The organism is Acinetobacter sp. BWR-L5 (assembly GCF_039655985.1).
In the GTDB taxonomy this organism is placed as follows: domain Bacteria; phylum Pseudomonadota; class Gammaproteobacteria; order Pseudomonadales; family Moraxellaceae; genus Acinetobacter; species Acinetobacter johnsonii.
Window position 1 is genome coordinate 260,173 of record NZ_JAGFEV010000003.1, and the last position, 20,447, is coordinate 280,619.

Here is a 20,447-nt window from a genome sequence, read left to right on the forward strand (position 1 = left end):
AAGACAAGCGTATAAAAAACCTCAATCATGTGATTGAGGTTTTAAGTTTAGTGGTCTGTATTTTAGACTTGAGCCAAGGCCTGCTCTAAATCTGCAATCAAATCATCAATATGTTCAATGCCTACAGATAAACGCACCATGTCAAGACTTACTCCAGCAGACTTTAATTCCGCTTCATTCAGTTGGCGATGTGTGGTGGTGGCAGGGTGGCAGGCCAAACTTTTGGCATCGCCAATATTGACCAAGCGAGTGAAGAGTTGCAAAGCATCAATAAAGCGGGTGCCACCTTCACGGCCATCTTGTACCCCAAAAGATAAAATCGCCGAAGGTTTTCCTTTAACATATTTTTGCGCTAAGCCATGCTGAGGGTGAACTTTCAGGCCAGCATAGTTGACCCATTTCACTTTGGGATGGGCTTGTAAATATTCTGCGACTTTCTGCGCATTTTCAGTATGACGTTCCATACGCAGATTGAGTGTTTCTAAGCCTTGTAGAATCAAGAACACGCTTAAAGGGCTAATCGCAGCTCCGGTATTGCGTAATGGCACCACGCGGGCGCGTGCAATATAAGCTGCTTCGCCTAAAGCTTCGACATAGTTCACGCCGTGATAGCTTGGGTCTGGCGTATTTAGCACTTTAAAGCGCTCAGGATATTGGCCCCAAGGAAATTTACCACTATCGACAATCGCTCCACCAATCGAGTTACCATGCCCGCCAATATATTTGGTTAATGAATGCACCACAATGTCTGCCCCATATTCAAAGGGTTTCAGCAGCGCAGGGGTTGCGACGGTATTATCGACCACCACAGGCACGCCATACTCATGTGCGATTTTGGCAATCGCTTCTAGGTCAATGATATTGCCGAGTGGGTTGCCAATCGATTCAACAAAGACCAATTTGGTTTTTTCATCAATTAAACCACGTAGGGCTTCTGGATCTTGATAATCAAAGAAACGGACTTCAATGCCTTGCTTCGGTAGAGTGTGGGCAAATAGGTTATAAGTGCCACCGTACAAGGTCGAGACGGAAGCAATGTTATCACCTGCTTCGGTAATCGTCTGAATCGCATAAGTAATGGCTGCCATGCCAGAGGCTAAGGCCAACGCGCCAATACCGCCTTCGAGTGCAGCCAAACGTTGTTCTAGCACCGCAGTGGTCGGGTTCATAATTCGGGTATAAATATTGCCTTGAACTTTTAGGTCAAATAGATCCGCACCATGTTGCGTATTATCAAAGGCATAAGACGTGGTTTGATAAATCGGTACGGCCACTGCTTTGGTGGTGGCTTCGGGGCTATAACCAGCATGGATAGCCAAAGTTTCATCTTTATAGGTCATGGGACTTCATCTGCGTGAGTTAAATATTGCACAGTCTACCATCAATGAATATGAGTGAAAGTGTGAAAATAATGAATATTTATCTAAAAAATTCATAAAGATGAGCTGCGATCAGCTACTTGTCTGCGGAAAAGTGAGATAAAGAGGGTGTTTAAAAAACAACCGCACTGAAAGTTGTAACATTGCATTGAAGATCGGTTTCATGCCTTATTTTTTCAACGTATTCATCGTATAATGCCCGCAAATATTTTTCGCTTCTTGCGATTTTTTGGTTTTTCTATTGAGGAGTCCTACGTGGCCCAATATATTTATACGATGAACCGAGTGTCTAAGATGGTTCCGCCTAAGCGCGAAATCTTAAAAGACATCTCTTTGTCATTTTTCCCGGGTGCAAAAATTGGTGTACTTGGTTTAAACGGTGCAGGTAAATCGACCTTGCTTCGTATTATGGCGGGCGTAGACAAAGATTTCTCTGGTGAAGCACGTGCGCAACCGGGTATCAAAATCGGTTACCTAGAACAAGAGCCGCCACTCGATCCAAATAAAGATGTGCGTGGAAACGTAGAAGATGGTTTACGTGAACCATTGGATGCTTTGGCGCGTTTGGACGAAGTATTTGCTGAATATGCAGCAGAAGATGCAGACTTTGATGCATTGGCAAAAGAGCAAGAAAAACTTGAAGCGATTATCCATTCATGGGATGCGCATAACCTGAGCAACCAAATGGATCAAGCTGCAGCTGCCTTGAACCTACCAGCTTGGGATGCAGATGTCACACTACTTTCCGGTGGTGAGCGTCGTCGTGTTGCATTGTGTCGTTTGCTTTTATCTAAGCCAGACATGTTGCTTCTAGACGAACCGACGAACCACTTGGATGCAGAATCTGTGTCTTGGTTAGAGCGTTTCTTGAAAGACTTTGCTGGCACGATTGTGGCGATTACGCACGACCGTTATTTCTTGGATAACGTAGCGGAATGGATTCTTGAGCTTGACCGCGGTATGGGTATTCCATATCAAGGCAACTATTCTTCTTGGTTAGAGCAAAAGAATGCGCGTCTAGAACAAGAGAACAAGCAAGAAGAATCTTTTGCTAAAGCATTGAAGAAAGAACTTGAATGGGTTCGTTCAAATGCCAAAGGTCAGCAAAAGAAAAACAAAGCGCGTATGGAGCGTTTTGAAGAGCTTAACTCACGCGAATTCCAACAGCGTAACGAAACTTCTGAAATCTATATTCCACCTGGCCCACGTCTAGGGAATAAAGTCGTAGAAGTGGAAGGCATCAGCAAATCATTTGATGGTCGCGTACTGTACGAAAACCTAAGCTTTACCGTACCGCCTACAGCAATTGTGGGTATCGTGGGTCCAAACGGTGCGGGTAAAACCACACTGTTCCGTATGATGACTGGTGAACAACAGCCAGATACAGGTACGGTGACTTTGGGTGAGTCGGTTAAAGTAGCGTATGTGGGTCAGATTCGTGACACCTTAGATAACAATAAAACCGTTTGGGAAGAAGTTTCTGGCGGTTTGGATATCTTAAGAATTGGCGATTATGAAATTGCATCACGTGCTTATATCGGTCGCTTTAACTTTAAAGGTCAAGACCAGCAGAAGCGTGTAGGGGAGCTGTCAGGTGGTGAGCGTAACCGTTTACAACTGGCGAAAATTCTGCAAATGGGCGCAAACGTCATCTTACTGGATGAGCCATCGAACGACTTGGATATCGAAACCTTACGTGCACTTGAGGATGCAATTCTTGTATTCCCAGGTACGGTAATGGTGGTGTCGCACGACCGTTGGTTCCTTGACCGTATTGCAACGCACATCTTGTCGTTTGAGAACGAACAGCCTGAATTCTACGAAGGTAACTATGCTGAGTATGAAGCTTATCGTTTAGCGCGTTTAGGTGATGCTGCGGTTCAAAAACGTACCAAATACAAGAAAATTGGCGGTTAATTTTCCCGCATAAGAAAACCAGCCTTCGGGCTGGTTTTTTTATGCTTAGCAATTGCAGCTTAAGGCATTTTAGGGGCATTCACTTGTAAGCTGATAATGGTGTAATACTGATTTTTAGGTTTTGCTTTGGCATCGACTTTTTCGCTCACTTCAATCAGGTATTGCCCAGCTTGTGCAAACGTGAGTGTGGCATTGCCTTGTGCATCGACAGGTGTGCTTTTCGCTTGTTGCTCAAGCTCACCTTGAGCGCGAACCATGAGTTCTGCGTGTGCAAGGGCTTTGCCTGCTTGAGTAATTTGCAGTTGTACAGGCTGTTGCACCGTGATTTGGTTTGGATGGGTTTTGAATTTGACTTGAATTGGGGCTGGCGTTACAGCGACAGGTGTGGTGCTGTCTTTGCTCACATAGCTTTGAATGCTCCATTCGCGAACCGTAGAGACCTTGCTTGGTACTTTTCCTTTAAAGTCACTTGGTATGACATAGTCACGCTCGCTTAGAGTAGGGACTTTATCTGCTGCGACATCAACAAAGATTTTCCATTGACGATTATGTTGTACATATTCAATTGGATATGAGGTCTTGGCAAAAATGGTATAGGTGCCTTTTTCTGGTAGCTTAAGATCAAATGCAGTTGCAGATTCTAAGTGCTTCTGTGCTTGAATCGTCGTCTGTGTTTGGTTTGGTTGGAAAACGCTGAATGAAATATCTTTTAGGGCATATTCAGGATGAAAGGCTTGTTCTGCATAGGCGCTCAATACAGGGACTTGGGTATTTTCAGTGTGATACGCCAGTGGAGCGACATAGGGTTCATGTGCTTGAGCCACTGAACAGAATAAAAGTGTGCAGAGTAGAGCGTTTTTCATAGAGACTAGGCCTAAAAATATTTCGTAAGATGAGGTTTTTGATTATATCGAGAAAAACTAACAGGTGATAATAATTATTATTTATTATTTGGGTAGATAAAAAGGGAGTGCATAGACTCCCTTTTTGGATGCGGGTTCTAAGTTAAGGCTTAGATTTCCCACTCATGGTCACATTCACGGCATTTCCATTTTTTCTGAGACTGCATGAAGCCTTGCATTGAAATCTTAAAATCAGGAAGGTCGCGGTAAAATAGGAAGCCTGCAATTACACACACGATGAAAACCACAACCGTTGCAATTTGTAATGTTGAGCCAGCGCCATCCCCGAACAGCCACATTGCGATGCTAATGAGCACCAAAAGTAATAATACAAAAATGGCTGGAACCAAAAAAACCAGACTTTTAGGCACGACAGGGCGTGTTGCTGGAGCTCCTGCTTGAGCAACAGGCATAATTTTTGGGCTTTGACATTGAGGACAACGATATTGCATTACAACTCCAAAATTCGAATCTATGCTGTATTCTAATCGGATTAGAGCAGAAAGCCAAAAAAGCGTGGTAATGAAGTGCTGATAAATTTGAGGCAATAAAAAACCCAAGTCATAATGCTTGGGTTTTTTACCAGATGTTGCCATCTTAAATATGGCGTCCCTACGGGGATTCGAACCCCGGTTACCGCCGTGAAAGGGCGATGTCCTAGGCCTCTAGACGATAGGGACTTATTGAGGCATCACGTTGAGTGGTTAACACCGTCTCTCTGTGTGAGCGCTATATTAGGGATATAACGCCCATGCGTCAACTAAAAAATCAATTAAGCTTCATCAACTGCGTCATTTTTCGGCAATTTTAGACTTTCATTGAGTTTTTCCCAAACTTTTGCTTCTTTTTTGCTTGGACCACCTACAATTTCAAGAGCATGGCGTAAGCGCGCGAAGGTTAAGTCAGGGCCAATGGTGACCATGGTTTGCATCACTGGAGTCGAAGCGGTTGAACCTGCAATGGCAATAAAGAACGCTGGCATAAAGTCACGGAGCTTAATTTCCATTTGGCTGGCTAAGTCCATCAAGGTTTGACTTACGGTGTCATTGTTCCATGTGAACATGCTTTCCAAACGCCAAATCGCAAATTGCAGACTTTGACGAACTTGTTCTTCGCTCAGTTTCTTGCTTTCAAACTGTTCTTTGGTCAAGCTTGGGAACTGGTTAAAGTAGTGTGCAGACCAGTTCACCGCTTCTGAAAGTAAGTTGATACGAGGTTGAATCGCTGCAGCGATGTCTTCGAGCATCTTACGATCTGCTTTCCATACCAATAAAGTATCTAACAGTTCAGCAGGGCTTAAGCCTTTGATCCATTGACCATTGAGCCAATTCAGTTTTTCCACATCAAAAATTGGACCACCGAGGGATACACGTTGAATATCAAAGTGTTCAATCATCTCGGCCAATGTGAATTTTTCGCGTTCATCTGGCATCGACCAGCCCATACGGCCTAAGTAATTCAACAAGGCTTCAGGCAAGACACCAATATTTTTGTAGTAGTTAATAGAGGTTGGGTTCTTACGTTTCGACAGTTTTGATTTGTCTGGGTTACGTAGTAATGGCATATGACCTAGTACAGGCATTTCCCAACCAAAGTATTGATACAGCAACTGATGTTTAGGTGCAGAAGGCAACCATTCTTCGCCACGGAAAACGTGGGTGATTTGCATCAAATGGTCATCGACAACATTGGCAAGGTGATAGGTCGGTAAACCATCTGTTTTAAGCAAGACTTGCATGTCCACTTGTACCCAAGGAATTTCCACTTCCCCGCGCAGTAAGTCATTGACTGTACAAATACCTTCTTCGGGCACTTTCATACGAATCACGTGTGGCTCACCTACAGCAAGGCGACTTTGGACTTCTTCAGCAGATAATTTTAAACCACGACCATCATACTTTGGTGTTTCACCACGGGCCTGTTGTTCTGCACGCATTTGATCTAACTCTTCGCTCGTAGCAAAGCAGTAGAACGCATGACCTTTTTCAACCAAATCCAGTGCATATTGCTTATAAATATGCATACGTTCAGACTGGCGATACGGTGCATGTGGCCCACCAATGTCTGGACCTTCAGACCAATTCAGTCCTAACCAACGCAATGAATCTAAAATCATTTTTTCCGATTCAGGAGTCGAACGAAGTTGGTCGGTATCTTCAATCCGCAGAATAAATTCACCACCATGTTGCTTGGCATAGCATAAGTTAAATAACGCAATATACGCTGTGCCCACATGCGGGAAGCCAGTTGGAGAGGGTGCAATACGAGTACGAACAGTCATAGCCAATTATGATTCAGAATGTAAATTGAGGTCTATTATAACGAAAAAGCCCGACCACTTAATGCTTAATTCAACATTCAGTGATCAGGCTTTTATGTGCAAATGTCATAACTTGAGAGAGGTTATGACGCTGTTGCTTATTTTTAGTTTAGAGGAACAATGATTGCACAAAACGGCTAAAGCGCTGGTTTTGTGTAGCAAAGAAATTTTGTGTCGGTGCAACTTTGATTGAGGTCATGATTTTTAAATCATTATCCGTCATCGTGGTTCGGTCACTGCCTTTTTGTTGGCTGAGCGCTTTTTCGATCAACGATGTTTTTTCAGTGGGCATCGTCGCTTTGTCATTGCTTTGAATGGCTGCACTATGTCCCAGTTGGCTAAAACAAGCCAAGCCGATACTCAACGTAACGGTATGTAAAAATGTTGCTTTCATGTCCTTTTCCCCCTCTCAACATGGTATTGGAACAGATTTTTATTAAAGTCATTGGTAATCTAGTTTCAATTTAACCGATTTTACAAATAAAAAAGTAGAACCGTGTCACACAATTTACAAAATTATAAACAAATTTGGGCTAAATTGACATTTAAACATCAAATATAAATCATTTGGCTTTTTGTACCAAATAACTGTGGAGATAGCATGGAGATTTTGAGCTTGATCTGTGGAGGGCGGATATGGGCTTATCCCTAAAAGTGCACAAAATAGTCCTTTTAGAGATATCTTTTTATCAGATATAAAAGCCATAATTAATTATAACTAGATGATTGTGTTGGTTTTTTGTTGTTTATATAGTGAGCAAATTCAGTTCGAGTATAAAGCAATGAAAAAAATATTAGCGACATCTATTTTAGTATTACTTGGGGGCTTTGCAGCCAGTGCTTATGCAGCAAAAGATTTTTTAAATGTGTCTTATGACCCAACCCGTGAGTTTTATCAAGAATATAACCAAGCCTTTGGACAGTATTGGAAAAGCAAAACTGGTCAGGAGGTCAACTTTAAACAGTCTCATGGTGGATCGGGCAAGCAAGCACGTGCCGTTGCAACGGGTCTACAAGCAGATGTGGTGACCTTGGCCTTGGCCAATGATATTGATGAAATTGTGAATACTGGACAAATTGATAAAAATTGGCAAAAAGAATTTCCAAATAATTCTGCACCTTATACGTCAACCATTGTTTTTTTAGTGCGTAAGGGTAATCCGAAACAAATTAAAGACTGGAATGATTTAACCAAACCGGGGGTTGAGATCATTACCCCAAATCCAAAAACAGGCGGTGCGCCGCGTTGGATCTATTTATCGGCTTGGGGTTATGCATTAAAACAACCGGGAGGTAATGATGCGAAAGCCAAAGAATTGGTGAAAAAACTTTATCAAAATGTCAAAGTCCTTGATTCAGGTGCGCGAGGTTCATTGACCACGTTTGCTGAACGAAGCATAGGAGATGTGTTGTTGTCTTGGGAAAATGAAGCCTTACTGGCAACCCAAGGCCTCGGTAAAGACAAATACGATATTGTTTATCCGTCTATTTCGATTTTAGCGGAGCCATCGGTTGCGATTGTGGACAAAACCGTCGACAAAAACGGCAATCGAAATTTGGCCAAGGGCTATTTAAATTATCTGTATTCGCCAAAAGGGCAGGAGTTGGCGGCGAAGCATTTCTTTCGTCCACGAAATAAACAAGTGGCGAACAAATACCTTACGCAATTTCCAAAGCAAAAAACCTTTAATATTAATGATGTCTTTGGAGGGTGGGCCAAAGCGCAGAAAACTCACTTTGTAAATGGTGCGATTTTTGATCAAATTTATGCTGAAAAATAAACGTGCTGTGGTTTAATGAGATCACGTTCGAACATAAAAGTGGATATACGCATATCCACTTTTATTATATTTTAAGCATAAAAATGTATATAATAAGAATAAGTAAAGTGTTTGCTATTATTTTAAATAAAAACAATTCATTAAGTCTCAGTGATTCTAAAGTAACGAGTATTTAAAAAACAAAAGTGAATTGCGATTTATGATTTTGTTTCATATATTTAGCATAATTCTTGATATTTAATTTAATACGCCATGAAAATGCATTTGAAATCTCTCTGGGCTGCTGCCGTAGTGGCAACAGGTCTGACATTCAGTATGACATCAGCTCAAGCGGCTGATCGTACTATGCTCAATGTCTCCTATGACGCAACACGTGAATTTTACGATGAGTTCAATAAATCCTTTGGTGCTTATTGGCAAAGTCGTACAGGACAAACGGTCGATTTTAAACAGTCACACGGGGGTTCAGGTAAACAAGCCCGTTCGGTCGTTGATGGTCTAAAAGGGGATGTGGTGACCTTGGCCCTAGCCAATGACATTGAAGAAATTGTCAAATCGGGTCAAATCCAGCCGGGTTGGCAAAAAGAGTTCCCAAATAACTCTGCACCTTATACGTCGACCATTGTGTTCATGGTACGCAAAGGCAACCCGAAAAAAATTAAGGACTGGTCTGATTTAACCAAACCGGGTGTACAAATTATTACGCCTAATCCTAAAACAGGCGGTCTACCACGTTGGGTGTATCTGTCTGCTTGGGGGTATGCACTGAAACAACCTGGTGGTAATGAGGCCAAAGCCAAAGAGTTCGTGGGTAAAATGTACCATAACGTGAAAGTCATGGACTCTGCGGCACGGGCGTCTATGACCACCTTTGCAGAACGTCGCATTGGTGATGTGTTGTTGACTTGGGAAAATGAAGCCTTAGTGACACAAAAAACTTTAGGTAAAAATCAATTCGATATTGTTTATCCATCGATCTCGATTTTAACTGAGCCTTCAGTGGCAATCGTGGATAAGACCGTGGCGAAAAATGGCAACAAGTGGTTAGCACAGGGTTATATCAACTATTTATATTCACCACTGGGTCAGGAAATGGCGGCGAAACACTTCTATCGTCCGCGTAATGCTGCAATTCTAGAAAAATATAAAGCGCAATTTCCACCGTTAAAAACCTTCACCATTGATGAAGTGTTTGGTGGTTGGGCTAATGCTCAAAAAACCCACTTTGTGAATGGGGCGACCTTCGACCAAATCTATAATAGCCGTAAATAATCCAGTTAATTATTTCAGCTGCTGCTTAAAAAGCCTCCCTTGGGAGGCTTTTTTGATAATGAATGCCGTTTAAAAACGGTTTTGTCTATGAAAAGTAATATTTCCCTACAAAAAGTCGTTTGGAGCTTTGTTAAAACAAGGTAATAATGTGCAGTTACATTTTTCCTTCCGATCATATTGAGTCTTTATGTCGCATATTTCTGTATTACTTCACGAAACTGTTGATGCTTTGGTAGCAGATCGCAATACAGGGATTTTCATTGATGGGACGTTTGGTCGTGGCGGACATGCACGCTTGCTGTTGTCTAAGCTGGATGAAAATGCACGTGTCTATGGTTTTGATAAAGACCCGCAAGCACTGGAAACAGCCGCGATTTTAGAACAAGAAGATCCACGTTTTAAAATTATCCATGCCAGCTTTGCTGACCTTAAGCATGAGTTAGAAGTACGCGGCATTGGCTTGGTCGATGGGGTCATGGCCGATTTGGGGGTGTCTTCACCGCAGCTTGATCAGGCGGAGCGTGGCTTTAGTTTTATGAAAGATGGACCACTGGATATGCGTATGGACAATTCAAAAGGTCCAACCGCAGCGCAGTGGTTGGTCAATATTGAAGAAGAGGCGTTAGCCAATATTATTTTCCAATATGGTGAAGAGCGTTATAGCCGTCGTATTGCCAAAGCCATTAAAGCGGCTGGGTTGATTGAAACCACAGCGCAGTTGGCTGAAATTGTGAAAGTAGCGCACCCGAAATGGGAAAAAAATAAACATGCCGCAACACGAACTTTCCAAGCAATTCGTATTGCCATTAATAAAGAATTAGAAGATATTGAAGTTTTCCTACCGCAAGCGGTAGACGTATTAAAACCGAATGGTCGCTTGGCTGTGATTAGCTTCCATTCGCTAGAAGATCGATTAATTAAACAATTTATTCAAAAAGAGTCGACACTTGAGGAAGACATGGGTTGGGGTATGCCACAACAACGACCAGATACACGTCGTTTAAAGAAAGTATCACGTGTGAAAGCAAGTGATGCCGAGGTTAAAGCCAATCCACGTTCACGTAGTGCATGGCTTAGAGTTGCAGAGCGCTTAGCACCTAAAGGCGAATAATGAAAACTGAAGTCGTTGAAAAAATTCCAACAAAGTTAAAATTTAAGAAGTTGATTGCCTATGGCATTTTATTGGTGCTGGTGTTTATCAGTGCCATGATGGTGGTGTTCCAAGTGTTTGAATACCGCCATGACTACCGCGAAATGAGCTCTTTTATGCGCGAGCGTGATGACTTAAATGCAGAGTGGGGCCGTTTGCTGATTGAACAGCAAACTTTTGGCGCAACTGCACAAATTGGAACGCGCGCGGTGACACAACTGCGGATGTATTCACCACCTGCGGCGCAAACCGTAGTGATTTCTTTACCCACGACTTCAGAAGACAAAAAATAAGGCCGCTGTAACATGGTAGAAAAGCGTAAACCCACTCGTAAAAAACAGCAAGCGGTGACTGAAAAATCGGCTCTACAGGTTGAAATGTGGCGCTTTTATCTCATGTGGGCTGTGGTTTTAGCCTGCTTTATTGCTTTGGTTGGACGTGCTTTTTACGTACAGGTTATTAATACTGAGTTTTTGCAAAATAAAGCCAATGCCAATATTTTAAGAACAGAAAAAATTAAAGCCATGCGTGGTGTGATTTATGATCGTCACGGTGTGCCTTTGGCGATCAGTACGCCGATTATGAAAGTGGTGATTGACCCGCGTGATTATTTTGATAATAAAAAACTGTTTGATGAAATTACCGCTGAATTAGCCAAAGATCCACACAATCGTAAATTGAAGCGTCAATTACCAGACAAAAACCTAAATCTGGATGAACTGGCTGATGCCGTGGGCATGGATCGTGCGGAACTGAAGCGGAAACTCAATGAACGTCCGCGTTCGCGCTACTTGGTCTTGAAAAAAGAAGTGCCACCTCAGCAAGCTGAACTGATTGCGAAACGTGAGTTCCAAGGTGTTTATACCGAAAAGAACTATAAGCGTTACTATCCGCAACCACAACCGAATGCGCAAATTATTGGTTTGACCAACAGTGAAGGTTCGGGCATTGAAGGTTTAGAAATGCAGCTGAATCAACGCCTGTCGGGTATTGATGGTGAGCAGCAAATTGTTCGAGATAAAAAGGGCAATCGTTTTAAAGATGCTGAGGTGGTTAAAGAAGTTGAGCCGGGTGAAAATATTACGCTCAGTATTGACTCGCGCCTTCAGTACATTATGTACCGTGAACTGACCGCTGCGGGTGTAGCCAATAATGCTCGTTCTGCAACAGCGATTGCGGTCGATGTGAAAACGGGTGAAATTTTAGCGATGGCGTCATGGCCGTCGTATAACCCGAACGATAAAAACAGTTTGTCGAATAAAGATGCCATGCGTAACCGTGGTGCGGTCGACTCTTTCGAGCCGGGTTCAACCATGAAGCCTTTGACTATTTCAATGGCTTTGGAAAGCGGCAAATACATGCCGAATACTGTAGTCAACACCACTCCGGGGTCAATGCGGGTCGGTAACCATACCATTCGAGATACGCATAACTATGGCCCACTGACTTTGGGCGGGATTATTCAAAAATCCTCTAACGTGGGTGTGGCTAAAATTGCCTTGTCTCTCCCTTATGCAACCTTACCGACTTTTTATAAACGTCTCGGTTTTGGTCAGCGTTCTGCGGTTAAATTCCCAGGTGAAAGTGGTGGTTTAATTCTTCCGCCAAGTAAATGGAATGTATCGGAAGTCGCGACCATGGCATATGGCTATGGCTTAAATGCGACTGTGCTGCAAATGGTCGATGCTTATGCCATGTTAGCCAACAAAGGTGTGAAAATGCCTTTGAGTTTGTATAAGTTGGATGCACCGCCCCGTGGTGAACAAATGATTGATCCAAAAATTGCGGATCAAGTTTTGTTGATGATGGAAACGGCAACCTTACCGGGTGGTACCGCGACTCGTGCGACTATTCCGGGTTATCGTGTGGGGGGTAAAACAGGAACCGCACATAAGTTGCGTGCTGACCGTAAAGGCTACTCAACCAATGAATATCGTGCACTTTTTGCTGGTGTAGCACCGGTTAGCGACCCGCGTTTAGCGATGGTGGTCGTGGTCGAAAACCCGCAAGGGACCTACTATGGTGGTACGGTGTCTGCGCCTGTATTTGCCCGTGTTATGCAAGAATCCTTACGTTTAATGAACGTGCCTTTAGATAAACCTTTAGATGCTCCTGTAATCAAGAGATAGGTGATGAATGTCCATTACATTTCAACAACTCTACACCGCTAACTTAAGCGCTGAATGGATGGCACAGCCATTTCAAGGTTTTGTTCTTGATAGTCGTAAAGTACAGGCAGGGCAAATTTTTATTGCGCTGACATCACTTTCACAACCTGAGAAAACAGAGCAGTTTGCACAAATAGCCTTGGATAAAGGGGCTTTAGCGGTGGTGAGTGAAACTGAGCTTGGGCTTGAAAACAGTATTGTGGTGCCGAATGTACGCCACTTGATGGGGGGCTGGCAAAAGCAATTTTTGTTGGCCACTAGCCAAGTACAGCCTGCTCGTATTTTAGCGGTGACGGGAACCAATGGTAAAACCACCATTTCTCGTTTGGTTGCTGAACTGTTGATGTTGCAAGGTCAGTCTTGTGCTGTGATGGGCACGACAGGTAATGGCATTTTACCCAATTTAGAAGCATCGTCGCATACCACTTTAGATGCGCTACACTTACAAAATGCACTACATAGCTATGCCAAACAAGGGGCTGAATTTGCATCGATTGAAGCCTCTTCACATGGTTTGGAACAAGGCCGTTTAGCGGGTAGTGAAATTGAAATTGCTGCATATAGCAACTTAAGTCGTGACCATTTGGACTACCATGGCACGCTTGAGGCCTATGCCGAAGCTAAATCTCGCTTGTTTCAATTTCAATCATTGAAAGTTGCAGTGATTAATCTAGATGATGAGCATGCTGGAGTCATGATTCAAGCGGCACAAAATAATCCAGCCCAACCGAAAATTTTAACCTATTCAACCACGCAGCCTGCAGACTATCAGGTGAAGAATATTCAATATAGCCTGACGGGTGCAAACTTCAGCCTGTGTACGGCACAGGCCGAATATCAGGTACAGAACCCATTATTGGGTCATTTTAATATTGAAAATTTGGTCGCAAGTTTGATTATGGTTGAACAAGCGGGTTTTGATTTAGCCGATGTGGTTACTACGACAGCACAGCTCAAAGGTGCACCAGGCCGTATGCAAGTGATTCGTGATGATGCGCGTTTATTTGTGGTTGATTATGCGCATACGCCTGATGCTCTGGTGCAAGTCTTAAGCACGTTGAAGCGCCATGTAGAACAGCAACTCTGGGCAGTATTTGGTTGTGGTGGAGACCGCGACCGTGGCAAACGCCCACTCATGACCCAAGCAGCATTAAACGGAGCAGATGTGGTGTTGTTGACTTCAGATAACCCACGTACAGAAAATCCTGAGCAAATTTTTGCCGATATGAAAGCGGGTGTTGATTTCTCAACTCGTGTGGTTCATGAAATCCATGATCGTCGTGAAGCGATTAAATTTGCCGTTCAACAGGCCCAAGCGGGTGATATTGTCGTGATTGCAGGCAAAGGTCATGAAAACTATCAAGAAATAGAGGGTGTTCGACATTGGTTTGACGATGTCGTCGAAGTGCAATCCGCGATTGATGCACAGCACCACACTACTGATTCTGCTTATCCTGCACACTAAGGAAGTCATATGCATACCTCAACAACCAGCACAGTGCCTTTAGTGTCATGGACCGCCGCACAGTTACTCGAAGCCACCCAAGGTTATTGGCTAAATGATCAAGCACCAAATACTGAAATTAAGCGTATTTTGACGGATTCGCGTGATGCAGAAGCAGGAGATGCTTTCTTGGCACTCAAAGGCGAACGTTTTGATGCGCATGCTTTTATTACGCAAGTTGCTGAACAAGGCTGCCAAGTGGCCATTGTGAGCCAGCCTATAGATGCGGAGATTTGTCAGTTGGTGGTGCCTGATACACGTTTGGCATTGGGACAGCTGGGGGCTTATCGTCGTGCACAAAATCCACAGTTAAAAGTGATTGCGCTGACGGGTAGTAGTGGTAAAACCACCACCAAAGAAATGTTAGGCAGTATTTTGTCACGTATAGCACCAACGTTGGTGACCCGTGGCAATCTGAATAATGACTTGGGTGTGCCAGTCATGTTATTGGAATTACGTCCTGAGCATCAATATGCAGTGATGGAATTGGGTGCAAGCCATCAAGGTGAAATTGATTATACCTCGAATTTGGTCCAGCCCTTGGTTGCAGGCATTATCAATATTGGTACAGCACACTTGGGTGAGTTTGGTGGACGCGATGGTATCTGCCGTGCCAAGTCTGAGATTTATGCGCATATTGCCCCAAATGGAACATCTATTGTTCCTGCAGCCGATGATTTTGCCGATAGCATTCGCCAAGCAGTGCAAACTGAACAGGTGCTCAGCTTTGGTGCGGGTGGTGAAATCTTTGCCACTGAGATTGAGTTACAGGCACAATCGGCAACGTTTAAGTTGAATACCCCGCAAGGCGTGAGTCAGGTGAATTTACCATTTGCTGGGGAGCATAATGTTCAAAATGCAACCGCTGCGGCAGCTTTTGCTTTAGCGATTGGTATTAGCTTGGATGATATCGTGCTTGGCCTTGAGCAAGCGGTCGGTGCAAAAGGACGTTTGAACTTTATTCAACAAGGCCGTCATTTGTTGATTGATGATACCTATAATGCCAACCCAACTTCTATGCGTGCCGCTGCTGAAGTGCTTGCACAGCAAGAGGGGGTTCGGGTGATGGTGATGGGTGATATCGGTGAGCTAGGTAGCTCTGCTGCACAGCAGCACTATATGCTGGGGCGTGATTTAGTCTCAGTGAAAGGGCTAAACTTCGTAGTGGCTGTCGGTGAATTTGCACCTGCGGCACAAGAAGGTGCACGCAGCACCCAATATGGCAAAAAAATGCAGGCTTTTTTGAATCAAGAGCAGGCTTTGCCGTTCTTACTCAGTTTAATTGAAACACATCAACCCCAGTCTATGAGTTTCCTGTTTAAAGGTTCTCGTTATACCCATATGGAAACGTTGATGGCTGATTTGATGGAGAAACTCTAAATGTTGTTATGGTTATTTGAACAACTGGCGGGCTACCATAGTTCGTTTCAGGTGGTTCGTTATTTAACATTGCGTTCTTTGCTCAGTGTTTTAACCGCACTGACCATTGGTCTAGTGCTCGGTCCTGTGATGATTCGCAAGTTGCAAGCACTCAAATATGGTCAAGCCGTGAGTTCATATGCTCCTGAAAATCATGCCAAAAAAATGGGTACACCAACCATGGGCGGGGTGTTGATCTTACTCTCAATTGGTATCTCCACACTGTTGTGGGCAGATTTATCCAACCCTTATGTATGGATTGTCTTGGCAGTGATGGTGATTTTTGGTGCAGTGGGTTGGGCCGATGACTGGATCAAGATTCGCTATAAAGACAATGCAGGCTTACCTGCCCGTAAAAAGTTCTTTTGGACGTCGCTTGCGTCACTGGGTGCTGGTATTGCACTATATGTAATTGCGCAGCAACAGACTAATCCTGTACATACCGCAAATATGCTAGATCTGCTAATTCCATTTTTTAAAGATTTAAGTATTCCTTTGTCGGTGATTCCGTTGGGTATTGGTTTTATCATTTTCACCTATTTGGTGATTAATGGTGCATCAAATGCCGTGAACCTGACCGATGGTTTGGACGGTTTGGCAATTATGCCTGTGGTATTGGTTGCTGCGGGTTTAGGCGTATTTGCATATTTGGCAGGTGATGTCCGTTTTGCCAATTATTTACATATTCCTTATGTACGATTTGCCTCTGAGTTGGTGGTGATTTGTGCAGCCATGATTGGCGCGGGTCTAGCCTTCCTTTGGTTTAATGCACACCCTGCACAGGTCTTTATGGGCGATGTGGGTGCATTATCATTGGGTGCAATGCTCGGTACAATTGCGGTCATGGTTCGTCAGGAAATTGTCTTTGCCATTATGGCTGGTGTGTTTTTGGTCGAAGCGATTTCAGTCTTCTTGCAAATTGGTTCCCTCAGAATGCGCAATAAACGCGTGTTCTTGATGGCGCCATTACATCATCATTATGAGAAAAAAGGCTGGCGTGAAACCCAAGTGGTGATTCGTTTTTGGATTATTACAATTATGCTGGTAGTTTTAGGGCTAATGACCTTAAAATTGCGCTAAGCAAAAGTATGAAAAGAGTCGGCATTTGCCGGCTTTTTTTATGCCTGAGGTAATGTCTTGGAGAAAATAATGAATCTGCTCATGTGTCCTGTGTGTCGTGAGGCTTTAACTTTAAACGAAAGAACATGGCGCTGTGCGAATTCACATAGTTATGATGTGGCGAAACAAGGCTACGTCAATCTGCATGTGGTGCAACATAAGCACAGCAAAAATCCAGGGGATACGCCTGAGTCGATACAAGCCCGCCGTGCCTTCTTAAGTGCAGGTCATTACGCACCTTTACAGCAAGCAGTGGTAAATAAGGTAAGTGAATTACGTATTGAAAATTTACTCGATATCGGCTGTGGTGAAGGCTATTACACCGATGCGATGCAGGCTGAAGTGCTGCAATGTGTCGGTGTAGATATTGCAAAAAATGCAGTGCAAGTGGCTGCGAAAATCAATAAAAATATCACGTGGGTGGTGGGTACAGGAGCAACTTTACCCGTGTTGGATCAATCGATTGATCTATGTAGTAGTTTGTTTAGCCCGATTCCAAAACAAGAGATTTTAAGGGTGCTCAAGCCGCAAGGATATTTGTTGGTGGTGACGCCGGCACCTCAGCATTTATATGCAATGCGTGAGGCTTTGTTCGAAGAGGTGAAGCCGCATGAACCGAGCAAATTTGTAGAGCAGTTGAGTGATGCATTTGACTTGGTGAGTGATGATGTTGTCGATGCTGAATTTAAGCTTAATCAGCAGGACTTAAAAAACCTGATTGCCATGACCCCTTATGCCTATAAAGCAAAACAAGAGCGCCGTGAAGCTTTAGAGGCTCAAACAGCTTTTGAACTACACGCCCAGTATCAAATTTTACTATTTCAGAAAAAAGCATAAGTATAAAAAAGCCCGCAGATGCGGGCTTTTATTATTGGACTTGATCAATCAAATGATCGAGCGCATCTGTTTTAGGTTTTGGTTGTTCTTTGGGTGCATGCATGGTGGGTGGGGCGCTGTTCTTTGGAACCAGCGTTTCCTCTTCACCCGGCAAATCATCAAAGTCACGCTCAGGAGCACGTGGAACCACCACCGGTGCAGGGCGATACAACGGCTGCGCCAAAGGTGGGGTTGGGCCTAAGTTACTCTGAGGTGTTTCTTTCTGATGGCGTTGAATTGGCGCTTTGGCTTTGGCATCGAGTTGAACCCAAGAAGAAGGTGTACCTTGTAAGGCTTTGGCCATGAAGTCTGTCCATATCGGGAGCGCAGCCACACCGCCGTATTCGCGGCGTCCTAAAGTCGTTGGTTGGTCGAAACCGACCCACGCTACGGTCACCAATTTGCCATTAAAGCCTGCAAACCAAGCATCTTTTGCATCATTGGTGGTTCCTGTTTTTCCGCCCAAGTCATCTCGTCCAATACGTAGCGCAGCACGGCCTGTACCATGTTGAATCACGTCTTTTAAAATATTCGCCATATCATAAGCAGAACTGGATTTTAAAATACGTTGCGCTTGGCGATAGTCACTGTTGATCTCAACAGGATTTGCCGACTTTTCAGCAGGGTTCAGCTCTTGGTTGGTGACTTCAATTACTTCATCATCAGGCGTGATGGTGTCGGCAGACTGAGGATTTGATTCTTGTTGAGAGATACAACTGATACATGCATATTCAGGGTTGTTCTGATAAATGACCTTGCCATAGGCATCTTCAATCCGATTGATGAAGTGTGGTTGAATACGATAACCGCCATTGGCAAAGGCAGAGTAACCTGTGGCCATTTGAATCGGTAAAACCTGAGGTGTTCCGAGTGCAATGGTGTAGTTACGCGGAATCTGTTCATCAGTTAAGCCAAAGTCCATGAACAATTGGCGTGTCCGTTCAATGCCCACGGTTTGCAGGAGTCGAACTGACACGGTGTTACGCGATAAATAGAGTGCACGACGCAGGGGAATCATACCTAAATAGCGACCATCGGCATTACGTGGTGACCATTTCCCTATCGTGATCGGACTGTCATTGACCATGCTATACGGTGTCATACCGCGCTCTAAAGCGAGTGCATAAACAAAGGGTTTAATAATCGAACCTGGTTGGCGCCAGCCTTGTGTGGTTCTATTAAATTTAGATTGATAAAAATTATAACCACCAACCAATGCTTCTACAGCGCCATTGTTTGGGTTAAGTGCAATCAGCTGACCCTGAACTTTAGGCAGTTGCACCAAAGCCCATGAGGTTTTGGTGTCATTGGGGCGCAGACGTACAATGTCTTTCACTTTAACAATTTGAGATGCTCTTGATGGTGCACCGCCTACCGCATTTGCATTGCGATAAGGGCGTGTCCAAGACATACCTGACCATGGCACGGTTACCGTTGAGCCATCTTGCATTAAGGCATCAAAGCTATTTTGATTCACACGTGTAACTTCGGCAGGAAAGGTGTTGGCAAAAGCACTAAAGCTACTTAAGGGTTTGTCATGGGCTTCCGCACCACGCCAACCATGACGACGGTCATAGGCTTCTAAACCATCTTGTACCGCTTGTTCGGCATAGGCTTGGCGTTCACTGTTGATGGTGGTGTAGACCTTATAACCAGAGTCAATCGCGTGCTCGCCGAACTTTTCAATCAGTTCACTACGGACCATTTCACCGATGTAGGGAAATCGGTTGCTTACCCCGCGGTCAGGCATATCGAGGTTAATTGGTTCGGCAATGCCTTTTTCATATTGGCTTTGGTTAATGTAGCCTAGCTGGAGCATACGACCCAAAATCCAGTTACGACGTTCTAAAGCACGTTCGGGGTTAACTACTGGATTATATTTAGACGGCGCTTTAGGCAGACCTGCAATCATCGCCATTTGTGCGATGCTGAGCTCGTCTAAGCTTTTGTTGTAGTAAATTTTAGCTGCCGCTGCGATACCGTAGGCATTTTTACCCAAGAAAATCTTGTTGACATAGAGGGTTAAGATTTCCTCTTTCGTCAAATTTTGTTCAATTTTTCGTGCCAGAAAAACCTCAGTCAATTTACGTTTTAATGTACGCTCGGGACTGAGATAATAGTTTTTTGCCACTTGCATGGTGATGGTCGAGCCACCCGTTTGGACGTTTGACCCAGTAATACTTTCACTGACTGCACGTCCTAAACCTTTAAAACTGATACCACTATGCTCAAAAAAAGAAGAATCTTCCGCCGCTAAAAAGGCATGAATAAAACTTTGTGGGATTTGATCGTAATCTACGGGTACAGATAGCTTGCCACCGTATTCCGAAATGAGTTGGTTATCCGCACTATAAACTTGTAAAGGTTTTAGTAATGGCGCCTTTTTTAGAGTTGTCATTTGCGGCAAAGATGGGGCAATATAGAGATACATGCCATAAAAACCCATTGGAATTGAGACCAACATTATAATAATGATCAAAAAAAATGGATGAACACGGCCCGAACAAGATAGCTTTTTCATAACAAGTAAGTTTTAATAAGAGCTAATGGCAAACTAATTAGCGGTCAGTATATCCTGTACACATACGGAATGTTAGATGAGTTATTGTATCCGTATAAAATTATAGACGCGGACTAATT

The 20,447-nt window shown here is 43.7% G+C and carries 16 protein-coding genes and 1 tRNA gene; 10 read left to right on the plus strand and 7 right to left on the minus strand.

The annotated features are described in order from the left end of the window. Window positions 1–62: 62 nt before the first annotated feature. On the minus strand, window positions 63–1,340 hold the full coding sequence (locus tag JZ787_RS06970; RefSeq protein WP_218288593.1) for an aminotransferase class I/II-fold pyridoxal phosphate-dependent enzyme: 1,278 nt from the start codon (window positions 1,338–1,340) through the stop codon (window positions 63–65). Between the two features lie 294 nt (window positions 1,341–1,634). Between JZ787_RS06970 and ettA the strand changes: the two genes are divergently transcribed. Further along, entirely contained in the window at window positions 1,635–3,296 is a 1,662-nt protein-coding gene (ettA, locus tag JZ787_RS06975; RefSeq protein WP_004691537.1) for an energy-dependent translational throttle protein EttA, read from the plus strand. 59 nt (window positions 3,297–3,355) lie between these two features. Here the strand turns inward: ettA and JZ787_RS06980 are convergent, their stop codons facing one another. The 5 genes from JZ787_RS06980 to JZ787_RS07000 all read right to left on the minus strand — a co-directional run bounded on the left by JZ787_RS06980 (window position 3,356) and on the right by JZ787_RS07000 (window position 6,912). After that, window positions 3,356–4,159: a DUF4198 domain-containing protein gene (locus JZ787_RS06980; protein WP_218288592.1), complete on the minus strand. Its 804-nt coding sequence runs from the start codon at window positions 4,157–4,159 to the stop codon at window positions 3,356–3,358. A gap of 149 nt (window positions 4,160–4,308) precedes the next feature. Next, window positions 4,309–4,650, minus strand: a complete 342-nt coding sequence (locus tag JZ787_RS06985; RefSeq protein ID WP_010327661.1) for a membrane protein — start codon at window positions 4,648–4,650, stop codon at window positions 4,309–4,311. Window positions 4,651–4,802: 152 nt separating this feature from the next. Then, a tRNA-Glu gene (locus tag JZ787_RS06990) sits at window positions 4,803–4,878 on the minus strand. Window positions 4,879–4,970: 92 nt separating this feature from the next. After that, window positions 4,971–6,479, minus strand: a complete 1,509-nt coding sequence (gene gltX / locus JZ787_RS06995) for a glutamate--tRNA ligase (RefSeq protein WP_317111671.1) — start codon at window positions 6,477–6,479, stop codon at window positions 4,971–4,973. Between the two features lie 148 nt (window positions 6,480–6,627). Further along, window positions 6,628–6,912 carry a hypothetical protein gene (locus tag JZ787_RS07000; RefSeq protein WP_004978106.1) on the minus strand — a complete coding sequence of 95 codons (285 nt, stop codon included), beginning with the start codon at window positions 6,910–6,912 and terminating at the stop codon, window positions 6,628–6,630. 388 nt (window positions 6,913–7,300) lie between these two features. Between JZ787_RS07000 and JZ787_RS07005 the strand changes: the two genes are divergently transcribed. From JZ787_RS07005 to JZ787_RS07045, 9 genes are all read left to right on the plus strand, one after another. Next, window positions 7,301–8,299: a sulfate ABC transporter substrate-binding protein gene (locus JZ787_RS07005; RefSeq protein ID WP_168158675.1), complete on the plus strand. Its 999-nt coding sequence runs from the start codon at window positions 7,301–7,303 to the stop codon at window positions 8,297–8,299. A 252-nt stretch (window positions 8,300–8,551) separates the two neighbouring features. Next, the gene (locus JZ787_RS07010) at window positions 8,552–9,571 is read left to right on the plus strand and encodes a sulfate ABC transporter substrate-binding protein (protein WP_317111667.1); all 1,020 of its coding nucleotides are present in this window, start codon (window positions 8,552–8,554) and stop codon (window positions 9,569–9,571) included. A gap of 187 nt (window positions 9,572–9,758) precedes the next feature. Beyond that, window positions 9,759–10,682, plus strand: coding sequence for a 16S rRNA (cytosine(1402)-N(4))-methyltransferase RsmH (gene rsmH / locus JZ787_RS07015; protein ID WP_346312003.1), 924 nt, complete (start codon window positions 9,759–9,761; stop codon window positions 10,680–10,682). Then, complete coding sequence (ftsL, locus tag JZ787_RS07020; RefSeq protein ID WP_346312004.1) at window positions 10,682–11,014, plus strand: cell division protein FtsL; 333 nt, start codon at window positions 10,682–10,684, stop codon at window positions 11,012–11,014. The genes rsmH and ftsL overlap by 1 nt, the downstream gene beginning before the upstream one ends. 12 nt (window positions 11,015–11,026) lie before the next feature. Further along, window positions 11,027–12,850 (plus strand): penicillin-binding protein PBP3, encoded by a 1,824-nt coding sequence (gene ftsI, locus JZ787_RS07025; RefSeq protein WP_010327652.1) that lies wholly within the window; start codon window positions 11,027–11,029, stop codon window positions 12,848–12,850. A gap of 7 nt (window positions 12,851–12,857) precedes the next feature. Continuing rightward, entirely contained in the window at window positions 12,858–14,354 is a 1,497-nt protein-coding gene (locus tag JZ787_RS07030) for a UDP-N-acetylmuramoyl-L-alanyl-D-glutamate--2,6-diaminopimelate ligase (RefSeq protein WP_346312005.1), read from the plus strand. A 9-nt stretch (window positions 14,355–14,363) separates the two neighbouring features. Next, window positions 14,364–15,773 (plus strand): UDP-N-acetylmuramoyl-tripeptide--D-alanyl-D-alanine ligase, encoded by a 1,410-nt coding sequence (murF, locus tag JZ787_RS07035; protein WP_168158672.1) that lies wholly within the window; start codon window positions 14,364–14,366, stop codon window positions 15,771–15,773. Continuing rightward, window positions 15,774–16,892, plus strand: a complete 1,119-nt coding sequence (gene mraY / locus JZ787_RS07040) for a phospho-N-acetylmuramoyl-pentapeptide-transferase (protein WP_058951625.1) — start codon at window positions 15,774–15,776, stop codon at window positions 16,890–16,892. A gap of 69 nt (window positions 16,893–16,961) precedes the next feature. Then, a complete protein-coding gene (locus JZ787_RS07045) occupies window positions 16,962–17,768 on the plus strand; it encodes a putative RNA methyltransferase (RefSeq protein ID WP_346312006.1) in 807 nt (268 codons plus the stop codon). Between the two features lie 31 nt (window positions 17,769–17,799). Here the strand turns inward: JZ787_RS07045 and ponA are convergent, their stop codons facing one another. Continuing rightward, complete coding sequence (gene ponA / locus JZ787_RS07050; RefSeq protein ID WP_346312007.1) at window positions 17,800–20,328, minus strand: penicillin-binding protein PBP1a; 2,529 nt, start codon at window positions 20,326–20,328, stop codon at window positions 17,800–17,802. Between the last annotated feature and the right edge of the window lie 119 nt (window positions 20,329–20,447).

Coding starts and splice junctions, on each gene's coding strand:
- JZ787_RS07045 (WP_346312006.1), top strand. CDS start 16,962: ATGAATCTGCTCATGTGTCCTGTGTGTCGTGAGGCTTTAACTTTAAAC.
- ftsL (WP_346312004.1), top strand. CDS start 10,682: ATGAAAACTGAAGTCGTTGAAAAAATTCCAACAAAGTTAAAATTTAAG.
- JZ787_RS06980 (WP_218288592.1), bottom strand. CDS start 4,159: ATGAAAAACGCTCTACTCTGCACACTTTTATTCTGTTCAGTGGCTCAA.
- JZ787_RS07030 (WP_346312005.1), top strand. CDS start 12,858: ATGTCCATTACATTTCAACAACTCTACACCGCTAACTTAAGCGCTGAA.
- ponA (WP_346312007.1), bottom strand. CDS start 20,328: ATGAAAAAGCTATCTTGTTCGGGCCGTGTTCATCCATTTTTTTTGATC.
- rsmH (WP_346312003.1), top strand. CDS start 9,759: ATGTCGCATATTTCTGTATTACTTCACGAAACTGTTGATGCTTTGGTA.
- JZ787_RS06970 (WP_218288593.1), bottom strand. CDS start 1,340: ATGACCTATAAAGATGAAACTTTGGCTATCCATGCTGGTTATAGCCCC.
- JZ787_RS06985 (WP_010327661.1), bottom strand. CDS start 4,650: ATGCAATATCGTTGTCCTCAATGTCAAAGCCCAAAAATTATGCCTGTT.
- ftsI (WP_010327652.1), top strand. CDS start 11,027: ATGGTAGAAAAGCGTAAACCCACTCGTAAAAAACAGCAAGCGGTGACT.
- mraY (WP_058951625.1), top strand. CDS start 15,774: ATGTTGTTATGGTTATTTGAACAACTGGCGGGCTACCATAGTTCGTTT.
- gltX (WP_317111671.1), bottom strand. CDS start 6,479: ATGACTGTTCGTACTCGTATTGCACCCTCTCCAACTGGCTTCCCGCAT.
- JZ787_RS07005 (WP_168158675.1), top strand. CDS start 7,301: ATGAAAAAAATATTAGCGACATCTATTTTAGTATTACTTGGGGGCTTT.
- JZ787_RS07010 (WP_317111667.1), top strand. CDS start 8,552: ATGAAAATGCATTTGAAATCTCTCTGGGCTGCTGCCGTAGTGGCAACA.
- JZ787_RS07000 (WP_004978106.1), bottom strand. CDS start 6,912: ATGAAAGCAACATTTTTACATACCGTTACGTTGAGTATCGGCTTGGCT.
- murF (WP_168158672.1), top strand. CDS start 14,364: ATGCATACCTCAACAACCAGCACAGTGCCTTTAGTGTCATGGACCGCC.